The sequence below is a fragment of the Streptococcus sp. 596553 genome (assembly GCF_900411395.1).
Classification (GTDB): Bacteria; Bacillota; Bacilli; order Lactobacillales; family Streptococcaceae; genus Streptococcus; species Streptococcus mitis_BA.
Genome location: NZ_OXCQ01000001.1, coordinates 180,188 through 200,845, shown reverse-complemented (window position 1 = coordinate 200,845; position 20,658 = coordinate 180,188). Strand labels below are relative to the sequence as shown.

The window sequence follows — 20,658 nt, the reverse complement described above, 5'->3', positions numbered from 1 at the left end:
TGTTTTATAACTCGGGTGAATTTCTTAGAAAATATCAAATAACAATTTCACATTGAGAATTGTTAAGATAATGGAAACAATATAACCAAGGATGGTATTCCATTTGGCATTGGTAAATTCTCCCATCAGTGATTTCTTAGAAGTTAGATAAATCAGTGGGAAGATTGAAAATGGAAGAGCGATTGAAAGAAAGACCTGTGAATAAACCAATAACTGATCTAATGTTTTTTCCTGATGACCAAACAGAACCGCTACAATCATGACAGGCAACAAGGCAAAGAGACGAGTTGCCAAACGAATGAACCATTGAGGTAATCTCATATGCAAGAAACCTTCCATAACGATTTGTCCAGTCAAGGTACCCGTAATTGTCGAATTTTGACCACTGGCTAATAAAGCCAAGGCAAACAAGGTTGATAAGGTCGAGCTAGCTATAGCTCCTGCAATAGTAGAATCCTGCAAGGCATTATACATTTGAGAGAAGGCAGAAATCTCAGATGCATGGCCGAAAAAGAGAGCCGCCCCGAGAATTAATAGAAGGGAGTTAACCACAAAGGCCAAGGATAATTGGAGATTTGAATCCCAGGTCATAAAGCGCACGGCTTTTCGAACATCATTTTTGTCCTTGTGATTGATTTTACGAGTCTGTGACAAGGATGAATGCAAATAGAGGTTATGAGGCATAACAGTTGCTCCCACGATCCCTAGTGCCAAGGTTAATTGACTTTCATGCCCTGGCAAAGGACTTTCAAATAAGGTTGCATTCGGTAGATAACCCTCAACGATTCCTTGGAAGCTTGGATGTGACAAGGCTACAAGATAGGTAAAAATTGCTAGAATGGTTAAAATCAGTGTTGTCACAATAGCTTCAATCTTCTTAAAGCCAAATTTCATCAGAAGCAATAAGAGAAAAACATCCAACACGGTCAAGAGGATGGCTATCATAATCGGAATCTTAAAGAGAAGATTGAGAGCAATCGCTGAACCTAGAACTTCTGCCAGATCTGTCGCCATCAAGGCTAATTCTAAAATCACCCATAGACTATAACGAAGCCATTTAGGTGAATGATGAGCCGTTGCTTGAGCCAGGTCCATCTGGGTTACAATACCAAGCTTTCCTGCCATCTGCTGAAGTTGCATGGCAATGAGAGATGAAATCAAGATAACAAACAAGAGACTATACTTATAGGAAGCACCACCGACTACACTGGTAATCCAGTTTCCTGGATCCATATAACCAACTGCGACAAGAGCACCCGGACCTAAAAAGGCCTTTAAATTTTGCCAGAAATGATTGTTATTTGGAGTATCGATAGATTGATTAATCTCAGAGAGTGACACTTTTTTATGAGAAGACATAGATACTTACCTCTTTCTAAACCTACTTTTTCATTATTTTCTATTAGAGAAAAATAAGATTGACTTTAAACTATTAAAACAATGAAAACTATATGAAAAACATTTAGTTTTTTCATTATTTTTCTTAAGGCACCTTAATTATAACAGAAAATATGATAAAAACTTAAGAAAATTCAGGACTTGATTTAATATTTAGGATACAACAAAATGTTGTATCTTTTTTTGCAAAAGAATACCAAGGAATACCAAAGATAAAAATAAAAAACGTTGATTTAACAACGTTTTACCAAGGAATGCAAAAGAATGCAAAAGAATGCAAAGGAATAATGGAGCCGGTGGGAGTCGAACCCACGTCCAAACACCTGCCAACATATTTGTCTACAACCATAGGTTATGTATTAGTTTAACAGTTCCTCGACACATAACTCAAGCCTAGAAACTGCGAGTCTATCAATCTCTTATCAAGCCGCTAGACAAGACTTGATCGTATCTCGCTAATAATAAGACCTGTCATTGAACACGAGCAATCCAAATCGGGTCACGCCTGCTGTTTTTTAGGCAGCTAGAGCGTAAGAAGTGTTATTTTTTGCAGTTATATTTAACTGAGCGTTTACGTCGCCACACGAGTCGCAAAATATGCCTCATAATGCCTGTCGAATCCGTAACGACCCCAAAAGACAATAAAACCATTATACCTTATCTAACACAAAAATGCAAAAAGGAAATCACGTACCTAAAAAAGATACTATTCGAGAAATTTAGCAAACTGGGAGACTAACTACAACTTTCTCAGTGCATAACTTTACGATTGTGAATAGAACTTACGAAATCCAATTAACACATACCTAAGATAAAGCTATCTGTTTTGAAGAAATTCACTAAGAAAATTATTCTAAAATACTTTCAGATGAGAATTTTCCTACTCTCTTTATTTCAATTCATTTGAGTTTAAAAACTATAAAATCAATCCTTATATTATTCGGACTACTTTTCACTTGTTATGCTAAAATAAATAAGTTTCATTCGAACTTTAATAGACTATGAAAAGTAGTGGAACTTACCCTGACACGAAATCCACTGGTTTTTTCGATTTTTATCAGATTAACTTCTACTATTTTTAGCTGTGACAATTAGTTTAGGACTTTAACTTATCTTCAATCTTCTAATCTAAAGGCCACTTCCAGTAAAGAAAAATCAGGGTTCTCCTGACTTTTACTTAGCTAATTCTCTTTCTCGTTCTTTCATGATTTTATGATTTTCATACAAACGGGATAAGAACTTAGAAATTTCTTTCAAGATAGAATAGGTTGGCACTGCGACAATCATTCCAACTACACCATAGATATTGCTTGACAACAAAAGTAAAACCAAAATCGTGATTGGATGAACCTTCATAACACTTCCTACGATTCGAGGATATAAGATATTGCCATCTACCTGCTGAACAACAAGCATATAAATCACTGCAATCAGCATTCTATGTGGATCAGTGAATATATTTGCGATGATCATAGGAATCAAGCCAATACTTGGCCCCACATAAGGAATTAAATTGGCTACACCAGAAAAAATAGCAAAAACTAAAGCATATTTTAAACCAATAATACTATAGCCAATATAAGCCAAACAACCTATAATGATTGCGTCAATCGAAACTCCACTAATATAGCGAGCAATCGTCGCATTTAAATTCTTTAAGAGACCTGCAATATGCAAGCGATCCCTCTTTAGAATCGTTCTTTCAAGCATGGGCAAGAATTTATGTCCATCTAATAAGAAATAAACCAAAAAAACCGGAGTCATAATCAAAATCAAAACAGTACTGATAAGAGCTGACAAGACGCTCCCCACACTATTTGATACGCTATTTAGGATCTTTTGAAGAATATCAACATAGGATAAGTTTAACTGCTGAATTGTAGCTTCTACATCTAAATTCTGGAGCGCAGGGTAATTAGATAAGTCTATGATTAAGTCTTGTACTCGACTATAAATAGTTTGACTAGATATAATCAAGCTAGATAACTGATTAATCAAAATAGGTAAGAGATAGACAACACCTATGACCATTCCCCAGACCAAAGCACACAAGGTAATTAAAATACCAAGTAAACGATTGAGTTTACAGACTTTATTTAAGAAAGTAACAATAGGGTTTGTCAAGTAATAAAGAAAGCCCCCTAATAAAAATGGAATCATAATTGTATTAAGCACGCTAACAAAAGGGTTAATCAAAGACCCCATCTGTCTCCATAGGTAAAAGATGATTGTTAAGAGTAAAATTTCTGTGGTCCAAAAAAATAATTTATTTCTACGAAACATGAGTTACCTCCCTCACTCTATTTTACCATATTTTCAAAAAGCTTAACGGATGAATTATTAAAGCAAGAATATTTTTTTTCTTTATGATAGAATAAGACTACTATGAAAAAAATATTTTTAACTTTATTAACTGTCTCCCTTTTAGGAGGTGCTTCTACTGTTGCTGCTCAAGATTTTACCGTTGCCGCTAAACATGCCATTGCTGTTGAGGCAAATACTGGTAAAATTCTCTATGAGAAGGATGCAACGCAACCTGTCGAAATTGCTTCCATAACAAAATTGATTACTGTTTATCTAGTCTATGAAGCTCTGGAAAAGGGAAGTATCACACTATCCACCCCAGTAGATATTTCTGATTATCCTTATCAATTGACGACAAATTCTGAAGCCAGTAATGTTCCTATGGAGGCCCGTAATTATACTGTCGAAGAGTTACTTGAAGCAACTCTGGTATCTAGTGCCAACAGCGCCGCTATTGCCCTAGCTGAGAAAATTGCTGGCTCAGAAAAAGATTTCGTCGATAGGATGAGGGCAAAACTCTTGGAATGGGGAATCAAAGATGCCACGGTTGTCAATACAACTGGTCTTAACAACGAGACTCTAGGAGATAACATTTACCCAGGTTCTAATAAAGATGATGAAAATAAGCTCAGTGCTTATGATGTTGCCATCGTTGCCCGCAACCTCATCAAAAAATACCCACAAGTCTTGGAAATCACCAAAAAACCTTCTTCTACTTTTGCTGGAATGACAATTACTTCAACCAACTACATGTTAGAAGGTATGCCTGCTTACCGTGGTGGTTTTGATGGGCTAAAAACAGGAACAACAGACAAAGCTGGAGAATCTTTTGTTGGTACTACTGTCGAAAAAGGGATGAGGGTTATCACAGTTGTTTTAAATGCAGACCATCAAGACAATAATCCCTACGCTCGGTTTACAGCTACATCGTCCCTAATGGATTATATTTCTTCTACATTTACACTTCGCAAAATCGTTCAGAAAGGCGATGCCTATCAAGATAGCAAAGCCCCTGTACAAGATGGAAAAGAAGATACGGTCACTGCAGTGGCCCCAGAGGATATCTATCTAATTGAACGTGTTGGGAACCAATCTTCCCAATCTATTCAATTCACACCTGATTCTAAAGCAATCCCAGCACCACTTGAAGCCGGAACAGTAGTTGGCCATCTGACTTACGAAGACAAGGACTTGATCGGTCAAGGTTACATCACCACAGAGCGCCCTAGTTTCGAAATGGTTGCAGACAAGAAAATTGAAAAAGCCTTCTTCTTAAAAGTTTGGTGGAATCAGTTTATCCGATTTGTTAATGAGAAATTATAAAAAAATCGCGGTTTAAAATCGCGATTTTTTATTACAAGTTCATCTTCACAGTCCTTGATTTTTAGTAAATCTAAAATCAAATTTTATCCGACTGACCCTTCCATTTCATAGCTAATCAAGCGGTTCAGCTCAACAGCATACTCCATTGGAAGTTCTTTTGTGAAGGGCTCCACAAATCCCATGACAATCATCTCTGTTGCCTCAGATTCTGACAATCCACGGCTCATGAGGTAATAGAGTTGCTCTTCTGAAATCTTAGAAACCTTTGCTTCGTGTTCCAAAGCAACTTGCGAGTTGTGGATTTCATTAAATGGAATGGTATCTGATGCTGACAAGTCATCCATGATAATGGTATCACACTCGATGTGAGAGACAGATTTCTTAGAGTTTTTATTAAAGGTTACTTGACCACGGTAGTCAACCTTTCCTCCACCTTTAGCGATAGATTTAGACACGATAGACGAGCTTGTATGTGGAGCATTGTGGATCATCTTAGCACCCGTGTCTTGGTGTTGCCCTGCATTAGCAAAGGCAATAGAAAGCATAGTACCACGCGCACCTTCTCCATCAAGGTAAACAGATGGGTATTTCATAGTTGTCTTGGCACCCAAGTTTCCATCAATCCACTCAACAGTCGCATCTTTCAAGGCTTTAGCACGTTTGGTTACCAAGTTATAGACGTTATCAGACCAGTTTTGGATGGTTGTATAACGCATATAAGCACCATCCAAGGCAAAAATTTCTACGATGGCAGCATGCAAGCTGTTACTTGAATAAGTTGGCGCTGTACATCCTTCTACATAATGGACACTTGCTCCCTCATCAACGATAATCAAGGTACGTTCAAACTGACCAGTATTTTCGTTGTTGATACGGAAGTAAGTTTGAAGAGGAATATCTACCTTGACCCCTTTTGGTACGTAGATAAAGGTTCCACCTGACCATACTGCCGAATTGAGAGCAGCCAACTTATTATCTGTCGGCGGTACCAACTTAGCAAAGTATTGTTTAAACAAGTCTGGGTACTCTTTGAGAGCAGAATCCGTATCTGTAAAGATGATACCTAACTTCTCAAATTCTTCCTTCATGTTATGGTAAACTACTTCTGACTCGTACTGGGCAGAGGCACCGGCTAGATAGGCACGCTCAGCTTCTGGAATTCCGATACGTTCAAAGGTTTCTTTAATTTTTTCAGGCACATCATCCCAAGAACGAGCTGGCTTATCAGATGGTTTTTGGTAGTAGATCAAGTCATCAAAATCAATCTCTGACAAGTCTGCTCCCCAAGTTTGCATGGGCATTTTTTTAAAGGTTTCATAAGACTTCAAACGGAACTCTAACATCCACTCAGGTTCTCCCTTTGCAGCTGATAGTTCACGAATGACATCTTCATTCAATCCTTTTCCTGTCGATAGGACAGGCTCTACATCATCATGGAAACCAAATTTATATTCACCAAGATCAATTGGTTTTGGTTCTACTCTTTCTTCAGCCATAATATCCTTTCTTTCATTCTTCATTTCTACTGATTCATAAGACAAAAGAAACTTGTCTTATTGTTTTTCTTGATTTTCAATTGTTTTCTTAAGGGCAGTCCAAGCCAAGGTCGCACACTTAATCCGTTGTGGAAATTTTGCAACACCTGACAAGAAGGCTGCATCACCTAGTTGGTCTTGGCGGTCATCTTTTTGTCCTTGAACCATTTCAGAAAAAATTGTCGCAAGTTCTAAGATTTCTTTCTTGGTCTTTCCCAAAACTGCATCTGTCATCATACTTGCAGAGGCAGTTGAGATAGTACAACCTGAGTTTAGAAAAGCGATATCTTCCAAGTGGTCTTCTGCATCAAACTTGACAGAGAGATTGATAACATCGCCACAGGTCGGATTGTTGAGACTGATTTGTTCAGCGTCTTCTAACTTCCCTTGGTGATGTGGATTTTTCGAATGGTCCGCTACCACTGCCATATAGAGGCTATCTAGTTTAGAAAGTGCCATTGAAAAACTCCTTTGTCTTTTGTAAGGCATCAACTAGCTTGTCGCAATCTGCCTTGGTATTGTAGATATAAAAACTTGCACGTGCTGTTGCTGGAACATCCAAATACTGGAGCAAGGGTTGCGCACAGTGGTGACCCGCACGAACTGCCACACCTTCATAATCCAAAGCCGTTGCAAGGTCGTGAGGATGAAGGTCGCCTAGGTTAAAAGCAATGACACCTGAACGTTGAGCCAAGTCCTGTGAACCATAAATAGTCAGTCCTTCAATCTCCTGCAGTTTTGGATAGACGTATGCGATCAATTCCTGTTCATGGGCTTCAATGGCATCCATACCAATCGTTTCCAGATAATCAACTGCAGCAGCAAGTCCGATTGCACCAGCCATGTTAGGAGTTCCAGCCTCGAATTTCCAAGGCAATTCCTTCCAACTAGCCGATTGTTCATAAACGAAATCAATCATCTCACCGCCAAATTCGACTGGTGACATTTGCTCCAGATACTTTTCTTTGCCGTAAAGGACACCTATCCCAGTCGGACCAGACATCTTGTGACCTGAAAAGGCAAAGAAGTCCACATCCAAGTCCTGAACATCAATCTTCATATGAGGCGTAGATTGAGCACCATCCACCACCATGATAGCTCCAACTTGGTGGGCCAATTGAGTGATTTCTTTGATTGGATTGACCACACCAAGAACATTTGAGGCGTGAGCTAGGGAGACAAACTTAACTTTATCAGTCAATTTAGCTCGCAAATCATCCATATCCAGAGCTCCATTCTTGAGATAGACATAGACAAGCTCTGCCCCAGTCTTACGGCAGGCTTCCTGCCAAGGAATGATGTTGGAATGGTGTTCCATGACAGAAATCAAAACTTGATCTCCTTCAGTCAGAACTTCCTCTGCAAAGCGAGCTACCCAGTTCAGACTGGTTGTCGTTCCTCTAGTAAAGAGAACTTCCTTTATAGACCCTGCATTGATAAACTTACGAATGGTTTCACGAGCCGCCTCATAGGAAGCAGTAGCCCGCTCCGCCAAGGTATGAACCCCACGATGAACATTTGCATTGTCGTTCTCATAGTAGCGGTTAATCGTTTCCAGAACTGCTAGTGGTTTTTGTGTCGTCGCAGCATTGTCCAAATAAACCAATGGTTCATCATTAACAATCTGGTCTAAAATTGGAAAATCCTTGCGAATCGCTTCTACATCTAACATAGGCTACCCCTTAGCGTTTTGACAATTTTTCTTCGATGGTTGCAATCATTTCATCACGAACTTCCTTGACTGGAATCTCCACGATAACAGATCCAAGGAAACCACGAACAACCAAACGCTCTGCAGTTGCCTTATCCAAGCCACGGCTCATGAGGTAGTACATATCTTCTGGATCTACCTGACCGATAGAAGCCGCGTGTCCTGCAGTTACGTCATTCTCATCAATCAAAAGAATTGGGTTAGCATCTGAACGTGCTTGGTCTGAAAGCATGAGAACACGACTTTCTTGTTGCGCATCTGCTCCCTTGGCCCCCTTGATAATGTGACCGATACCATTGAAAGTCAAAGTTGCTTTTTCAAGGATAACCCCATGTTGGAGGATATTTCCGATTGAATTGCAACCATAGTTAGTCACTCGAGTATCAATCCCTTGTACCTGACGGCCACTTGAAAGAGCTACAACCTTGAGATCTGCATGGCTACCATTTCCAATCAAGTCGCTATCAAAATCCGCAACGACGTTCCCTTCGTTCATGACACCGATTGCCCAGTCAATGCTTGCATCGTTGCCTAATTTACCACGACGGCTAATGTAAGCAGTGACGTTTTCACCTAGACGGTCAATCGCAGCAAACTTCACTTGCGCACCAGAACATGCAATTACTTCTACTGTGATATTAGCAGTTGCTTTGGCACTTCCTTCACCGCGTGATTCTAAACGTTCCAGATAACTAATCTTAGAGTTTTTACCAGCGATAATCATAATATGCTTGTTAAACGGCACATCACTATCGCTGTCTTGATAGAAAATTCCTTCGATTGGTTCTTTAATCTCAACATTATCAGGAATGTAGAGAACAGCACCACTGTTGAAATAAGCTGTATGGTAGGCTGCCAACTTGTCATCGTCATACTTAACAGATGACATGAAGAATTCTTCGATCAGCTCTGGAATTTCTTCTAAAGCTGAGTGGAAGTCTGTAAAGACGACACCCTGTTCAGCTAACTCAACTGGAGTTTGCTCAAAAACAGTCTGAGTCCCTACTTGAACCAATTTCAAGTGATTATCTAGAGCTGTGAAATCTGGAACATTTGCTGATGGCTCGCTTTCTGTAATCGTTCCATCCCCCAGATTCCAACGGTGGAATTTGACACGCTCAATAACTGGTAATTCCAAAGTCTCAATCTTGTCAAAAGCTTTTTGACGGAGATCAGCCAACCAGCTTGGTTCAGCGTGCATTTCTGAAAAAAGTTTAATATTTTCTTTAGTCATTTACTTCTCCTAAAAGATACGAGGGAATTACAATTCTTCCTTGTAGTCGTAGCCAAGTTCTTCAGCTAGTTTTGCGTATCCTTCACGTTCCAAACGCGCAGCCAATTCTGGACCACCAGAAAGGACAACACGACCTTCCATCATGACGTGTACCACGTCTGGTGTGATGTAGTTCAAAAGACGTTGGTAGTGAGTGATAATCATAGCACCAAAGCCTTCACCACGCATGGCATTAACACCTTTAGAAACAACTTTAAGGGCATCAATATCAAGACCAGAGTCAATCTCATCCAAAAGGGCAAAAGTTGGTTCCAACATCAAAAGTTGAAGAATCTCATTACGTTTTTTCTCACCACCAGAGAAACCTTCGTTGAGGTAACGCTCAGCCATTTCTTCTTTCATGTTGAGTAATTCCATCTTCTCATCCAATTTAGTGATAAACTCACGAACTGAAATCTTCTCATCGTCTTCTTTACCAGCATTCATAGCTGCACGAAGAAACTCAGCATTGGTAATTCCAGGAATTTCTGATGGGTATTGCATAGCAAGGAAAAGTCCCATACGCGCACGCTCGTCCACTTCTAACTCAAGGATGTTTACGCCATCAAACAAAACTTCACCTTTGGTAACTTCATAGTTTGGATTTCCCATGATAGCGGCAGAAAGAGTTGATTTACCAGTACCATTTGGTCCCATGATAGCAGCGATTTCTCCTGTTTTCAGGGTCAGATTAACCCCTTTCAAAATTTCTTTTCCTTCAATCTCGACGTGAAGATCTTTGATCTCTAATACTGACATGATAGTTCCTTTCTTTTTCAAGACCTTTACAGTACTTACTAGAAAAACGTCTGATTTCCCCAGAAATAGAGTAAAAGGTCTATAAATATACTTTTCTAGTATAACAAAAAAAAGCCTAAAAGGCTTTGATTTTGTCTGGAAGCTGAGGGCTAGTCTTTCCTATTAAAATGCTGATCAATGACATCAACGATTTTGCCCATCACATAACTGACACGAAAATTTCTAAAGAGTAAAATTGCCCAAAAGGCTGCCATAATATAGCGGCCAGTCATCCAGGCTTCATTGAAAAAATAGGTCTCAACAGCTGTAAACAGCGCCATAATAATAAATTGTTGTTTATTCATAAACTTATTGTATCATGAAATCTTTCTTTAGTCTTCCTCTACCTTCACTTTATCAGCCAAAAATTCAAAACCTTCTGGAATCAGGCTTTCTTCTGATTCTTTTTCAGATTGAGAAGATTTGGCTTTGGCTGAAAAGGCTGCGCGAACTTCTTTCCATTCCTCCATGGAAATAGCTAAAATCTCAGGTGAAAAACCTGCTGCCTGACTGAGAATGTTGCCAAACATAGTGTTGAGATTGTCTCGTTTCATGGTTTGACCAGCATTGAAGTTCGACTCAAAAGCAAGAATAGCATGATGTTCATTGGCCGCAACCGGTTGAGAACCAACTAGCAAAGCCTTATCAGGGCCTCCTAGACTTTCAATTACCTCTCCCCAGGCATTCTGCAAACGAATCAGGTTTTGACGTGCTAAATCAGGATTTTCAACGGCCTCTTGTAAGATAGATTGAACTTTATTACGATCCACACGATAGACTGTCTTGCCTGCTGCTGGGCGGGTAGGTACTGGACTTGTTGGCTTGGCTACAGTTCCCACATTTGCGAGTTCTTGTTTAAGGCGTGTCACTTCTTGTCTCAGTGCAGAAATTTCATGTTCAACCGCTCCAGAAAGAGCTGGTTCGGGCTTAATCTCCGCCAAACGGATGGTCATCATCTCAGCATAAATCTTTGGCTGCAAACTAGACTTAATATCTGCTAAACTCACTGTCGCTAAGCGAATCATTTCAAACAGATTTTCTTGAGGAAGTGCCAAATTTTCTACAAAGACTGGACTATGATGAGTGTTTTCTCCACCTGTTTGAACAATTAACAAGTCTCTTAAATAGTGCAAAAGGTCGGTCACAAAACGAGTCATGCTCTTACCATTGTCAAAAAGAAGATTTAAGCAAGACAAAGCCTTGGGAACATCCTGTTGAGACAAGGCAGCCACATAATCATCCAAGGCTGATAGGCTAATGGTGCCAGTAATTTCTTCAGAGATGGCAGTCGTCAACTCGTTTCCCTGTGTCAAACTCAGGGCTTGATCCAAAATAGACAAGGCGTCTCGCATTCCACCTTCCGCCCGTCTGGCAATGATTTCCACAGCCTCTGGTTCAGAACTGATATTTTCTTTTTCTAAGATATAGTGGATATGTTCCTTAATATCCTGTGTCTTAATTGATTTAAACTCAAAACGTTGCACACGGGATAGAATAGTCGCAGGAATCTTGTGCAATTCAGTAGTGGCCAAAATAAAGACTACATTCTGTGTGGGCTCTTCCAGCGTCTTTAGGAGGGCATTAAAAGCCCCTGTAGACAGCATGTGAACCTCATCTATGATATAAACCTTATAACGAGCAAGGCTAGGCGCATAGGTAGATTTATCACGAATTTCACGGATTTCATCCACCCCGTTATTAGAGGCAGCATCCATTTCAATGACATCTTCTAAACTACCGTCCGTCACTGCCTGACAAATATAGCAGTTATTACAAGGTTCACCACCCACTTGATTGGGACAGTTCATAGCCTTAGCAAAAATCTTAGCTACACTGGTTTTTCCTGTTCCACGTGGACCAGAAAAAAGATAGGCATGACTTATTTTCTCTTGCTCCACTGCTTGTTTAAGAGTCTTAGCCACAACTTCTTGACCAACTAACTGGGAGAAGTTTTGACTTCTATATTTTCGATAAAGTGCTTGATACATTAAGATTTTTCCTCAAACATTGTAAAGTCCCACTCTGTCTTTTCAAGCAAAATCGCGACAAATTGTTCCAAATAATCTTGATCCATAGCATCGTAATCCTCAATCTCTGAAGAATCCAAATCCAGAACTCCAAGTAACTGACCATTCTTCATCATCGGCACCACAATTTCACTTTTAGCTAGACTATCACAAGAAATATAGTTGGGATAGGTCCTTACATCACCAACCAGAACTGTTTCCTGAAAGTGAGCCGCCTCACCACAAACACCCTTTCCTAGTGCAATACGGATGCAGGAAACACCTCCTTGGAAGGGACCTAAAACCAATTCCTTTCCATCGAACAAATAAAAACCTGCAAATACGGTATTAGGAAAGCGTGATTTTAGAAGAGCACTGGCGTTGGAAAGATTAGCCAAAACATTGGTTTCGCCTTCCAATAGGAAGGACAATTCTTCATTCAACATTTGATAACGTGATTGTTTTTCTGATTTTAACATAGAACTATTATATCAAAAAAAGGAGCAGAGACAAAAGAAAAATCCCTTGTTTAGTAAACAAAGGATTTTGTGAATTTTCAATTTGATTAAAGTTCGATATCACCAAACAAATCAGCCATTGAGAATCCTGTTTGTGTTTCTGGAAGTTCGAAATCACGTTTTTCTTGACGTTTTGGACGACGTGGACGAGCAGCACGTTTTTCTTCTTTTTGTCCTTCTTCTTGAGCTGGACGCTCTTCAAGAGCTTTGATAGAAAGTGATACGCGCTCTGCATCTGCGTTAACGTCAAGAACTTTAACTTGAACTTCTTGACCAACTTTAAGAGCTTCTTTTGGATTTTCAATACGTTTGTGTGAAATTTGTGATACGTGAACAAGTCCATCGATACCTGGCAATACTTCAACAAATGCACCGAAGTCAGTCAAACGTTTAACTGTTCCTTCTACTACATCACCTTTAGCCAATTTTTGCTCAACACCATCCCATGGTCCAGGTGTTGTTGCTTTAAGTGAAAGTGATACGCGTCCTTCTTCTTCGTTAAGATCAAGAATTTTCACTTCAATTTCTTCACCAACAGTTACAACTGATTTTGGTGATACGTTACGTTCATGTGACAATTCAGTCAAGTGAACCAATCCGTCAACACCACCAAGGTCGATGAAAGCACCGAAGCTTGTGATACGTGCAACTTTACCAGTTACTACATCACCAACAGCCAATTTACCGAATACTTCAGCGCGAGCTGCTGCTGTAGCTGCTTCAACAACTTCACGACGTGAAAGGATGAAGCGGTTTTCTTTAGCGTCAACTTCTTTGATTTTAGCATCAAATTCTTGACCTACAAAACGCTCAGTGTTACGTACGAAACGAGTATCCAACATTGAAGCTGGGATAAATCCACGAACACCTTCAAATTCTACTGAAAGTCCACCTTTAACGGCACGAGTTCCTTTAACAGTAACAACTTCTTCTTCGCGACCAACAAGTTTGTCCCATGCTTTGCGAGCTTCAAGGCGTTTTTTAGATACAAGGTATGTAACTGTATCAGTATCTTTACCAACTACTTGACGAAGTACAAGAACATCCAATACTTCTCCTACTTTAACAAAGTCATTGATATCTGCATCGCGATCGTTTGTCAATTCGCGAAGAGTCAAGACACCTTCAACACCAGTTCCAGAGATTGCAACGTTAGCTTGAGTCGCATCAACTGTCAATACTTCAGCACTAACAACATCACCAGTCTCAACTTGGCTAACGCTATTTAGCAAATCTTCAAATTCGTTCATCTAAAAAATCCTCCAACAATCAAGTTTTTCTTAAACTTGACATACTTATAATTTTTTTCCTAAGCACCCGCAAGGACATGTTCATATCATTCACGTCTTTCAATTATAAAAATAAAATACCCTAAGATATTTTGCTTTTTATCTTGATTATTACCTAAGAACTGGGGTAGCTGGATTCGAACCAACGCATGAGGGAGTCAAAGTCCCTTGCCTTACCGCTTGGCTATACCCCATTGATGAAATGGAGAGAGAGGGATTCGAACCCCCGAACCCGAAGGAGCGGATTTACAGTCCGCCGCGTTTAGCCTCTTCGCTATCTCTCCTACAATCAACATGGACTATTATATCATGAAAATTTCAAAAAAACAAGACTTATTTTGCTAAATTATAATTTTCAATCAAAATTTCCACAGCTTTTTCCAATTTTTTATAAAAACTATCGACATTCCCATTCTTTATGATGGCAAATTGTCCGTCTAATTCGGCAATTTCTCCGATAACTTTTTTACCAATGGTCAAGGTATAGCCTTCAAAACTGTCTTTTCCTACATTAACTTTGGCATCTGATACTTGAATTTCGATTTTTTTATCTTTCTTACTCATTTCATACCTCTCTTCACTTTTTCTATTTTACAAGAAAATCCTAAAACTAGCAAGAAAAAACTCTATATCAGGCTTGTCTGATATAGAGTTTTCTGCTTTATTTAATATGTTTTTCTAGTTCTTTTTGGTATTTGCTATTGGATTCCAATTTTTCTTTTTGCCATTTTTTAAGAGCTTCGTCATATTCTTTTGTTGTAACAATATCTTTTTGCAATTTCATTCCTTTAAAGATATATGGATCCCCCTTAATACCAACTTGTGAGTATGGTTTTGAGAATGGCACTACGTTACTTACAACTGGAGAACCACCAGATGAAGCTGTTGGCATCAATAATGAACTATCTGTCAACCAAGCTTGAGCTTTGGCATATTTTTCATATCTCTTCTCTAGGTCAGTGGTCTCAGAAACAGCATCTTCTAACAATTTCTTATATTGATCCAAACCAAGTTTAGCGACAACATCCTTATCTTTTCCTTTCGTAATACCAAGGTGTTTCATGGCAGAACCAGATTTTGGATCCATAATATTCAAGTAAGACGCTGGATCTTGATAGCTTGGAGCCCATCCTGTACTGTTCAAATCATAGTCTTTTTGAGAAGGAACACGCGCTTGTGATGTAATCGTTTCTTTTTCATTATCTGTCATTTGAAGTACATCGATGATAACATTTTCAGCACCAAGAGTTGATTCAATAGACTGTTTGAAAGAGTTGCTTTGTTGAACGGCGATAGTATCTGTTTGTTCAACCGGGACATCCAAGTGAATTGGGAAGGTTACCCCTTTAGATTCCAAGTCTTTCTTAGCTTTTTCGAAAGCAGCTTTAGCCTTGTCAGGGTTGTAGATAGAATCCTTACCGTCAACTAGCTCAACACCTTTCCATTGGTCACCATAGTTCACCAACTCTGCTTGAGCGATTTGACCAAAGTTCTTACCACCTGCTTGCACAAAGTTATCTGGAACTAGACTATTACGAATAATCTTGTCCGCACCATCTTCACCATTTAGCTGGGCAGCATAAGAATGACGGTTGAAGGCAAAGTTGATAGCCTGACGGAAGTCCTTATTAAGCATAGCTTCTTTTGTAGAAGTCTTTTGCTCTTCGCTTGTTTTCGCAGTTTTATTGTATGACTGACGATTTACGTTAAAGGTGAAGTAATAACTACTTGAGTCCTGTGGGCTATAAGTGATTTTATCTCCGTATTGTTCCAAAGTTGAAGCAAAGTTTGAGCTGCTTGGGAAGAGACGGGCTGTCGTATAAGCACCAGAGGAGAAGCTACGGATCAAAGACTCCTGATCTGAACCATCGTAGTAGGTCAATTTAATCTTCTCAATTTTAACATTTTCTTTATCCCAGTAATTTGGATTTTTTTCATATTCAATCAAAGATTTAGAAGTCAATGTTTTTAAGAAATAAGGGCCATTGTAGAGAATACCTGCTGGGCTAACCTCTCCGTAATTCTTTCCAGATGCCTTTAAAAACTCTTCATTTACAGGTAACATCGTCGCTGTTGTAACTTTTGAATTCCAGAAACTTTCTGGCGCATTCAATGTATACTCAACTGTGTAGTCATCCAAAGCTTTAACACCAACTGTAGAGAAATCATTGGTTTCACCAGTCATATAGGCGTCCAAGCCTTTGATTGAATTTTGGATGAGAGAGACACCGTCTGACTTACCATCAGCCACGTGTTTTAATCCTGTCACAAAGTCATGGGCTGTTACTTCTGCGTATTCTTCGCCTTCTGATGTGTACCATTTCACTCCCTTACGAAGTTTATAGGTATAAGTCAATCCATCTTTTGAGACAGACCAATCCTCAGCCAAAGAAGGAATAACATTACCATATTTATCATTTTCCATCAAACCATCAACAACATTCCCGATAATATCTGTTGTGGATGTACGCGTTGCTATGCTGTAGTCCAAGGATGCTGGATCCACTGCATAGACATAAGAAAATGTTGTCGGAGCATCTGCTTCTTTATCAGCTTTCCCACAGGCTGCTAAAAGAGCTGTTGTGCTTAGGATAAGTCCTGTTGTTAAAATCCACTTTTTTGATTTCATAAAAATCTCCTTTAATATATTTTTAATCTACTTTTACAATCCAACCTTCTGGCGCTTCAATATCACCAAACTGAATACCTGTCAATTCATCATAGAGTTTACGAGTCACAGGGCCAACTTCTGTTTCACTATAAAATACATGGAAATCATCACCGTGTTGAATACCTCCAATTGGAGAAATAACCGCTGCTGTACCACAGGCACCTGCCTCTACAAAACGGTCAAGGTTATCAATTGGAACATCTCCTTCAATAGGAGTTAAGCCCAAGCGATGTTCTGCCAAATAAAGTAAGGAATACTTGGTAATAGATGGCAAGATAGATGGACTCAATGGCGTTACAAATTCATTATCAGCTGTAATTCCAAAGAAGTTAGCTGATCCAACTTCTTCAATCTTTGTATGTGTTGATGGATCTAGGTAAATAACATCTGAGAAATGACGTGACTTGGCCAATTTCCCTGGCAAGAGACTGGCAGCATAATTCCCACCAACCTTAGCCGCACCTGTACCATTTGGAGCGGCACGGTCGTATTCATCCTGAATCAAGAAGTTGGTAGGGACCAAACCACCCTTAAAGTAATTTCCAACTGGCATAGCAAAGATAGTAAAAATATACTCCTCTGCTGGTTTTACCCCGATAATATCTCCGACACCAATCAAAAGTGGACGAAGATAGAGGGTTCCACCTGTTCCGTATGGTGGTACGTATTCTTCATTCGCACGGACAACTGCTTTACAAGCTTCTACAAACATGTCTGTCGGAACTTGTGGCATCAAGAGACGGTCACATGTACGTTGCAGGCGTTTAGCATTTTCATCAGGACGGAACAGTTGAACACTGCCATCCTTAGTACGATAAGCTTTCAAACCTTCAAATGCTTGTTGTCCATAGTGGAGACTTGGAGAAGACTCTGAAATATGCAAAGTTGCATCCTCTGTAAGCTCTCCTTGATTCCATTGTCCATTTTTAAAATGAGCAATATAGCGATAAGGTAATTTCATATAGGAAAAACCAAGGTTTTCCCAATCAATCGTTACTGTCATATTCCACTCCTTATTCTAAAAACCTATTTCTTATATTCTACACTATTTTTCTAAAATAGCAAGTATATTTTGTAATTTTCAGAAAATTTCTTCAATAAAAAGAACCAGCTCTTAGAACTGATTCTTCATTTCACTTATTTAGCTTCAGTAAATACTTCTTTAAGGTAAGCGTCAAAAACTTCTTCATCTGAAATCGTGTCAGAGATGAAGCTACCGTTACTTGTGCGTTCTGACAAATTCAAGTCTTGCAATCGACTTTCATAGATTGTTCCTTTGTTGGATTGAACAAGCAGAGTTTGGTCGTTCTCTTCCACATCTGTACTAAAGAGGTCACCAACGAAGCCTTGCTCTGCAACTGCTCCTGCCAAGAAGACACGGTGCGGTTTGTTTTTCAACTCACGCAAGACTTGTAGTCCGCGTTTGGCACGACTGGTTGCTGGAATTTCCTCAATAGAAACACGTTTCAAACTTCCACGCTGGGTCAAGAGGTAAAAGGACGAGGTATTACAGATAAAGGCTGCTTGGAGGACATCATCTTCTTTCAAGTTCATAGCTTTGACACCTGCTGCCTTAGCACCGACAACCGGAACCTCTTCGATATTGAAACGTAGGGCATAACCATTTTGGCTAATCAAGAGAACATCATCCAGTTTAATCGGAGCCACTGCTACAATCTGGTCTGCCTCGTCTTTGAGCTTAGCATACTTGACAGACTTAGACTTGTAGGTCCGCCATGGAGTGAATTCTTTGCGCTCTACCCGTTTGATTTGACCGAGACGAGTGGCTGCAAAGTAGGTTGTCGCATCGTCAAACTGATCCACTACTTCCACATAAAGGATTTCTTCATTCGTTTCGAAGTTTGTAATGGTCTGGCTCAGATGCTCTCCGATATCCTTCCAGCGAATATCTGCCAATTCATGGATTGGTCGATAAATGACATTCCCAAGACTTGTGAACATCAAAAGATGCTGGGTGGTCTTGACAGATTGTACAAAGATCAAACGATCGTCATCACGTTTGCCAATTTCTTCCAGAGTGGAAGCCGCAAAGGAACGTGGACTGGTACGCTTGATGTAACCTGCCTTGGTCACGCTGACATAGGTATCTTCCTCGGCGATAAGACTAGCTGTATCAATCTCGATTGCTTTCGCAGTGTCTTCTAAAGAACTTAAACGCGGAGTTGCAAATTTCTTCTTGACCTCACGAAGTTCTTTCTTCATGAGATTGTACATGGTCCGTTCATCACCGATAATCGCAGCAAGCATAGCAATCTTCTCACGAAGTTCTGCTTCTTCTTCCTGCAAGACAACCACATCGGTATTGGTCAAACGATACAGTTGCAAGGTTACGATAGCCTCAGCCTGCTCCTCTGTAAAATCATAGCTGACCTTGAGATTTTCCTTGGCGTCAGCCTTATTCTCAGATGCACGGATAAGAGCAATAACCTCGTCCAAAATCGAAATCACGCGAATCAAACCTTCGACGATATGGAGACGCTTCTCAGCCTTTTCCTTGTCAAATCGGGAACGAGCCAAAATCACTTCACGACGGTGGGCGATATAGCTAGATAAGATTGGGACAATCCCAACCTGACGAGGTGTAAAATTGTCAATCGCCACCATGTTGAAGTTGTAGTTGATTTGCAGGTCTGTGTATTTGAAGAGATAGTTGAGAACGAGCTCCGTATTAGCGTCTTTTTTGAGCTCAATCGCAATACGAAGACCATCACGGTCAGACTCATCACGAACCTCAGCAATGCCTGCCACCTTGTTATTGACACGAACATCATCGATTTTCTTGACCAGATTGGCCTTGTTGATTTCATAAGGAATCTCAGTAATAACGATTTGTTCCTTACCACCTTTTAGCTTTTCAATCTCAGTCTTGGAACGAACAACCACGCGCCCTTTCCCAGTTTCGTAGGCCTTCTTAATTTCATCACGACCTTGGATGATCCCTCCTGTCGGGAAGTCTGGTCCAGGTAAAAATTCCATGAGTTTGTCAACTTTGGCAGTTGGATGGTCAATCATGTAAACCGCAGCATCAATGACCTCAGCCAAATTATGCGGTGGAATGTCTGTGGCATATCCAGCCGAAATACCAGTCGAACCATTGACTAAGAGGTTTGGAAAGGCTGCTGGTAAGACTGTCGGCTCTTTCTCCGTATCGTCAAAGTTCCAAGCAAAGGGAACAGTCTTTTTCTCGATATCCTGAAGAAGGTAGCCTGCAATTTCAGACAGACGTGCCTCAGTATAACGCATAGCCGCAGGCGGATCTCCGTCCATAGAACCGTTATTACCGTGCATTTCAACTAGAATCTCACGATTTTTCCAGTCCTGAGACATACGGACCATGGCATCATAGATAGAATAATCCCCGTGTGGGTGGAAATTCCCCATGATGTTACCGACAGACTTGGCCGACTTGCGGTAGCTCTTGTCAAAGGTATTGCCATCCTTATTCATAGAATAAAGAATACGACGCTGAACCGGCTTCAAGCCATCCCGAATATCTGGCAAAGCCCGGTCTTGAATAATGTACTTGGAGTAGCGACCAAAACGCTCTCCCATGATGTCCTCCAGGGACATGTTTTGAATGTTACTCATATAGGATACAGAGCCCGTAAAATATCAAGTGAAAATAGAAAATTCTTGCAGTTAGCGATACTTACAAGAGAATTTATCTTTTTCACACAGCATTTAGGGCGTGTTCAACTCCTTTCAAAGAATATAGAGTAGTTTTTTACAGAAAAGGTGTTCAGTTAAGATATAAAGGGACAATTTGGCTTGCCAAAAATGTCTGTAGAAAAATAGAAAATCGATGTAAGGC

General features: G+C 39.9%; 16 protein-coding genes, 2 tRNA genes and 1 other RNA gene. 1 reads left to right on the top strand and 18 read right to left on the bottom strand.

Features of this window, described 5'->3' with window-relative positions:
- Positions 1–24: 24 nt before the first annotated feature.
- The 3 genes from DSY56_RS01000 to cozE form a co-directional block, all read right to left on the bottom strand.
- Positions 25–1,359 carry an Nramp family divalent metal transporter gene (locus DSY56_RS01000; protein WP_004260041.1) on the bottom strand — a complete coding sequence of 445 codons (1,335 nt, stop codon included), beginning with the start codon at positions 1,357–1,359 and terminating at the stop codon, positions 25–27.
- Positions 1,360–1,683: 324 nt separating this feature from the next.
- Positions 1,684–2,031, bottom strand: a transfer-messenger RNA (tmRNA) gene (ssrA, locus tag DSY56_RS00995).
- Positions 2,032–2,571: 540 nt separating this feature from the next.
- On the bottom strand, positions 2,572–3,681 hold the full coding sequence (cozE, locus tag DSY56_RS00990) for a cell elongation protein CozE (RefSeq protein ID WP_050219086.1): 1,110 nt from the start codon (positions 3,679–3,681) through the stop codon (positions 2,572–2,574).
- A gap of 102 nt (positions 3,682–3,783) precedes the next feature.
- On the opposite strand from cozE, the gene pbp3 reads away from it, so the two are divergent.
- The gene (gene pbp3, locus DSY56_RS00985; protein WP_112443550.1) at positions 3,784–5,025 is read left to right on the top strand and encodes a D-alanyl-D-alanine carboxypeptidase PBP3; all 1,242 of its coding nucleotides are present in this window, start codon (positions 3,784–3,786) and stop codon (positions 5,023–5,025) included.
- An 83-nt stretch (positions 5,026–5,108) separates the two neighbouring features.
- Here the strand turns inward: pbp3 and sufB are convergent, their stop codons facing one another.
- The 15 genes from sufB to parC form a co-directional block, all read right to left on the bottom strand.
- Positions 5,109–6,521, bottom strand: coding sequence for a Fe-S cluster assembly protein SufB (sufB, locus tag DSY56_RS00980; protein ID WP_000797046.1), 1,413 nt, complete (start codon positions 6,519–6,521; stop codon positions 5,109–5,111).
- 57 nt (positions 6,522–6,578) lie between these two features.
- A complete protein-coding gene (sufU, locus tag DSY56_RS00975; protein WP_112443549.1) occupies positions 6,579–7,019 on the bottom strand; it encodes a Fe-S cluster assembly sulfur transfer protein SufU in 441 nt (146 codons plus the stop codon).
- The gene (locus DSY56_RS00970; protein WP_112443548.1) at positions 7,006–8,232 is read right to left on the bottom strand and encodes a cysteine desulfurase; all 1,227 of its coding nucleotides are present in this window, start codon (positions 8,230–8,232) and stop codon (positions 7,006–7,008) included. The genes sufU and DSY56_RS00970 overlap by 14 nt, the downstream gene beginning before the upstream one ends.
- 10 nt (positions 8,233–8,242) lie before the next feature.
- Complete coding sequence (gene sufD, locus DSY56_RS00965; protein WP_112443547.1) at positions 8,243–9,505, bottom strand: Fe-S cluster assembly protein SufD; 1,263 nt, start codon at positions 9,503–9,505, stop codon at positions 8,243–8,245.
- 27 nt (positions 9,506–9,532) lie between these two features.
- Positions 9,533–10,303 carry a Fe-S cluster assembly ATPase SufC gene (gene sufC, locus DSY56_RS00960; RefSeq protein WP_000114489.1) on the bottom strand — a complete coding sequence of 257 codons (771 nt, stop codon included), beginning with the start codon at positions 10,301–10,303 and terminating at the stop codon, positions 9,533–9,535.
- Between the two features lie 149 nt (positions 10,304–10,452).
- The gene (locus DSY56_RS00955) at positions 10,453–10,647 is read right to left on the bottom strand and encodes a DUF3272 domain-containing protein (RefSeq protein WP_112443546.1); all 195 of its coding nucleotides are present in this window, start codon (positions 10,645–10,647) and stop codon (positions 10,453–10,455) included.
- A 27-nt stretch (positions 10,648–10,674) separates the two neighbouring features.
- The gene (dnaX, locus tag DSY56_RS00950; protein WP_112443545.1) at positions 10,675–12,330 is read right to left on the bottom strand and encodes a DNA polymerase III subunit gamma/tau; all 1,656 of its coding nucleotides are present in this window, start codon (positions 12,328–12,330) and stop codon (positions 10,675–10,677) included.
- Positions 12,330–12,827 (bottom strand): GAF domain-containing protein, encoded by a 498-nt coding sequence (locus DSY56_RS00945; protein WP_112443544.1) that lies wholly within the window; start codon positions 12,825–12,827, stop codon positions 12,330–12,332. Before DSY56_RS00945 ends, dnaX begins: the two co-directional genes overlap by 1 nt.
- A gap of 86 nt (positions 12,828–12,913) precedes the next feature.
- Positions 12,914–14,116, bottom strand: coding sequence for a 30S ribosomal protein S1 (rpsA, locus tag DSY56_RS00940; RefSeq protein WP_112443543.1), 1,203 nt, complete (start codon positions 14,114–14,116; stop codon positions 12,914–12,916).
- 161 nt (positions 14,117–14,277) lie between these two features.
- Positions 14,278–14,349, bottom strand: a tRNA-Gln gene (locus tag DSY56_RS00935).
- Between the two features lie 9 nt (positions 14,350–14,358).
- Positions 14,359–14,439 (bottom strand) — tRNA-Tyr (locus tag DSY56_RS00930).
- Between the two features lie 49 nt (positions 14,440–14,488).
- Complete coding sequence (locus DSY56_RS00925; protein ID WP_112443542.1) at positions 14,489–14,719, bottom strand: DUF2969 domain-containing protein; 231 nt, start codon at positions 14,717–14,719, stop codon at positions 14,489–14,491.
- A 97-nt stretch (positions 14,720–14,816) separates the two neighbouring features.
- Positions 14,817–16,784 (bottom strand): peptide ABC transporter substrate-binding protein, encoded by a 1,968-nt coding sequence (locus DSY56_RS00920; protein WP_112443541.1) that lies wholly within the window; start codon positions 16,782–16,784, stop codon positions 14,817–14,819.
- 22 nt (positions 16,785–16,806) lie between these two features.
- Complete coding sequence (locus DSY56_RS00915) at positions 16,807–17,829, bottom strand: branched-chain amino acid aminotransferase (protein ID WP_033676924.1); 1,023 nt, start codon at positions 17,827–17,829, stop codon at positions 16,807–16,809.
- 134 nt (positions 17,830–17,963) lie between these two features.
- Complete coding sequence (gene parC / locus DSY56_RS00910) at positions 17,964–20,435, bottom strand: DNA topoisomerase IV subunit A (RefSeq protein WP_112443540.1); 2,472 nt, start codon at positions 20,433–20,435, stop codon at positions 17,964–17,966.
- Between the last annotated feature and the right edge of the window lie 223 nt (positions 20,436–20,658).

What these genes read in the sequence shown, in the direction of transcription:
- sufB (WP_000797046.1), bottom strand. Translation starts at nt 6,521, where the DNA reads ATGGCTGAAGAAAGAGTAGAACCAAAACCAATTGATCTTGGTGAATAT.
- DSY56_RS00955 (WP_112443546.1), bottom strand. Translation starts at nt 10,647, where the DNA reads ATGAATAAACAACAATTTATTATTATGGCGCTGTTTACAGCTGTTGAG.
- parC (WP_112443540.1), bottom strand. Translation starts at nt 20,435, where the DNA reads ATGAGTAACATTCAAAACATGTCCCTGGAGGACATCATGGGAGAGCGT.
- dnaX (WP_112443545.1), bottom strand. Translation starts at nt 12,330, where the DNA reads ATGTATCAAGCACTTTATCGAAAATATAGAAGTCAAAACTTCTCCCAG.
- sufU (WP_112443549.1), bottom strand. Translation starts at nt 7,019, where the DNA reads ATGGCACTTTCTAAACTAGATAGCCTCTATATGGCAGTGGTAGCGGAC.
- DSY56_RS00925 (WP_112443542.1), bottom strand. Translation starts at nt 14,719, where the DNA reads ATGAGTAAGAAAGATAAAAAAATCGAAATTCAAGTATCAGATGCCAAA.
- DSY56_RS00945 (WP_112443544.1), bottom strand. Translation starts at nt 12,827, where the DNA reads ATGTTAAAATCAGAAAAACAATCACGTTATCAAATGTTGAATGAAGAA.
- pbp3 (WP_112443550.1), top strand. Translation starts at nt 3,784, where the DNA reads ATGAAAAAAATATTTTTAACTTTATTAACTGTCTCCCTTTTAGGAGGT.
- DSY56_RS00920 (WP_112443541.1), bottom strand. Translation starts at nt 16,784, where the DNA reads ATGAAATCAAAAAAGTGGATTTTAACAACAGGACTTATCCTAAGCACA.
- sufC (WP_000114489.1), bottom strand. Translation starts at nt 10,303, where the DNA reads ATGTCAGTATTAGAGATCAAAGATCTTCACGTCGAGATTGAAGGAAAA.
- DSY56_RS00970 (WP_112443548.1), bottom strand. Translation starts at nt 8,232, where the DNA reads ATGTTAGATGTAGAAGCGATTCGCAAGGATTTTCCAATTTTAGACCAG.
- DSY56_RS01000 (WP_004260041.1), bottom strand. Translation starts at nt 1,359, where the DNA reads ATGTCTTCTCATAAAAAAGTGTCACTCTCTGAGATTAATCAATCTATC.
- DSY56_RS00915 (WP_033676924.1), bottom strand. Translation starts at nt 17,829, where the DNA reads ATGACAGTAACGATTGATTGGGAAAACCTTGGTTTTTCCTATATGAAA.
- rpsA (WP_112443543.1), bottom strand. Translation starts at nt 14,116, where the DNA reads ATGAACGAATTTGAAGATTTGCTAAATAGCGTTAGCCAAGTTGAGACT.
- cozE (WP_050219086.1), bottom strand. Translation starts at nt 3,681, where the DNA reads ATGTTTCGTAGAAATAAATTATTTTTTTGGACCACAGAAATTTTACTC.
- sufD (WP_112443547.1), bottom strand. Translation starts at nt 9,505, where the DNA reads ATGACTAAAGAAAATATTAAACTTTTTTCAGAAATGCACGCTGAACCA.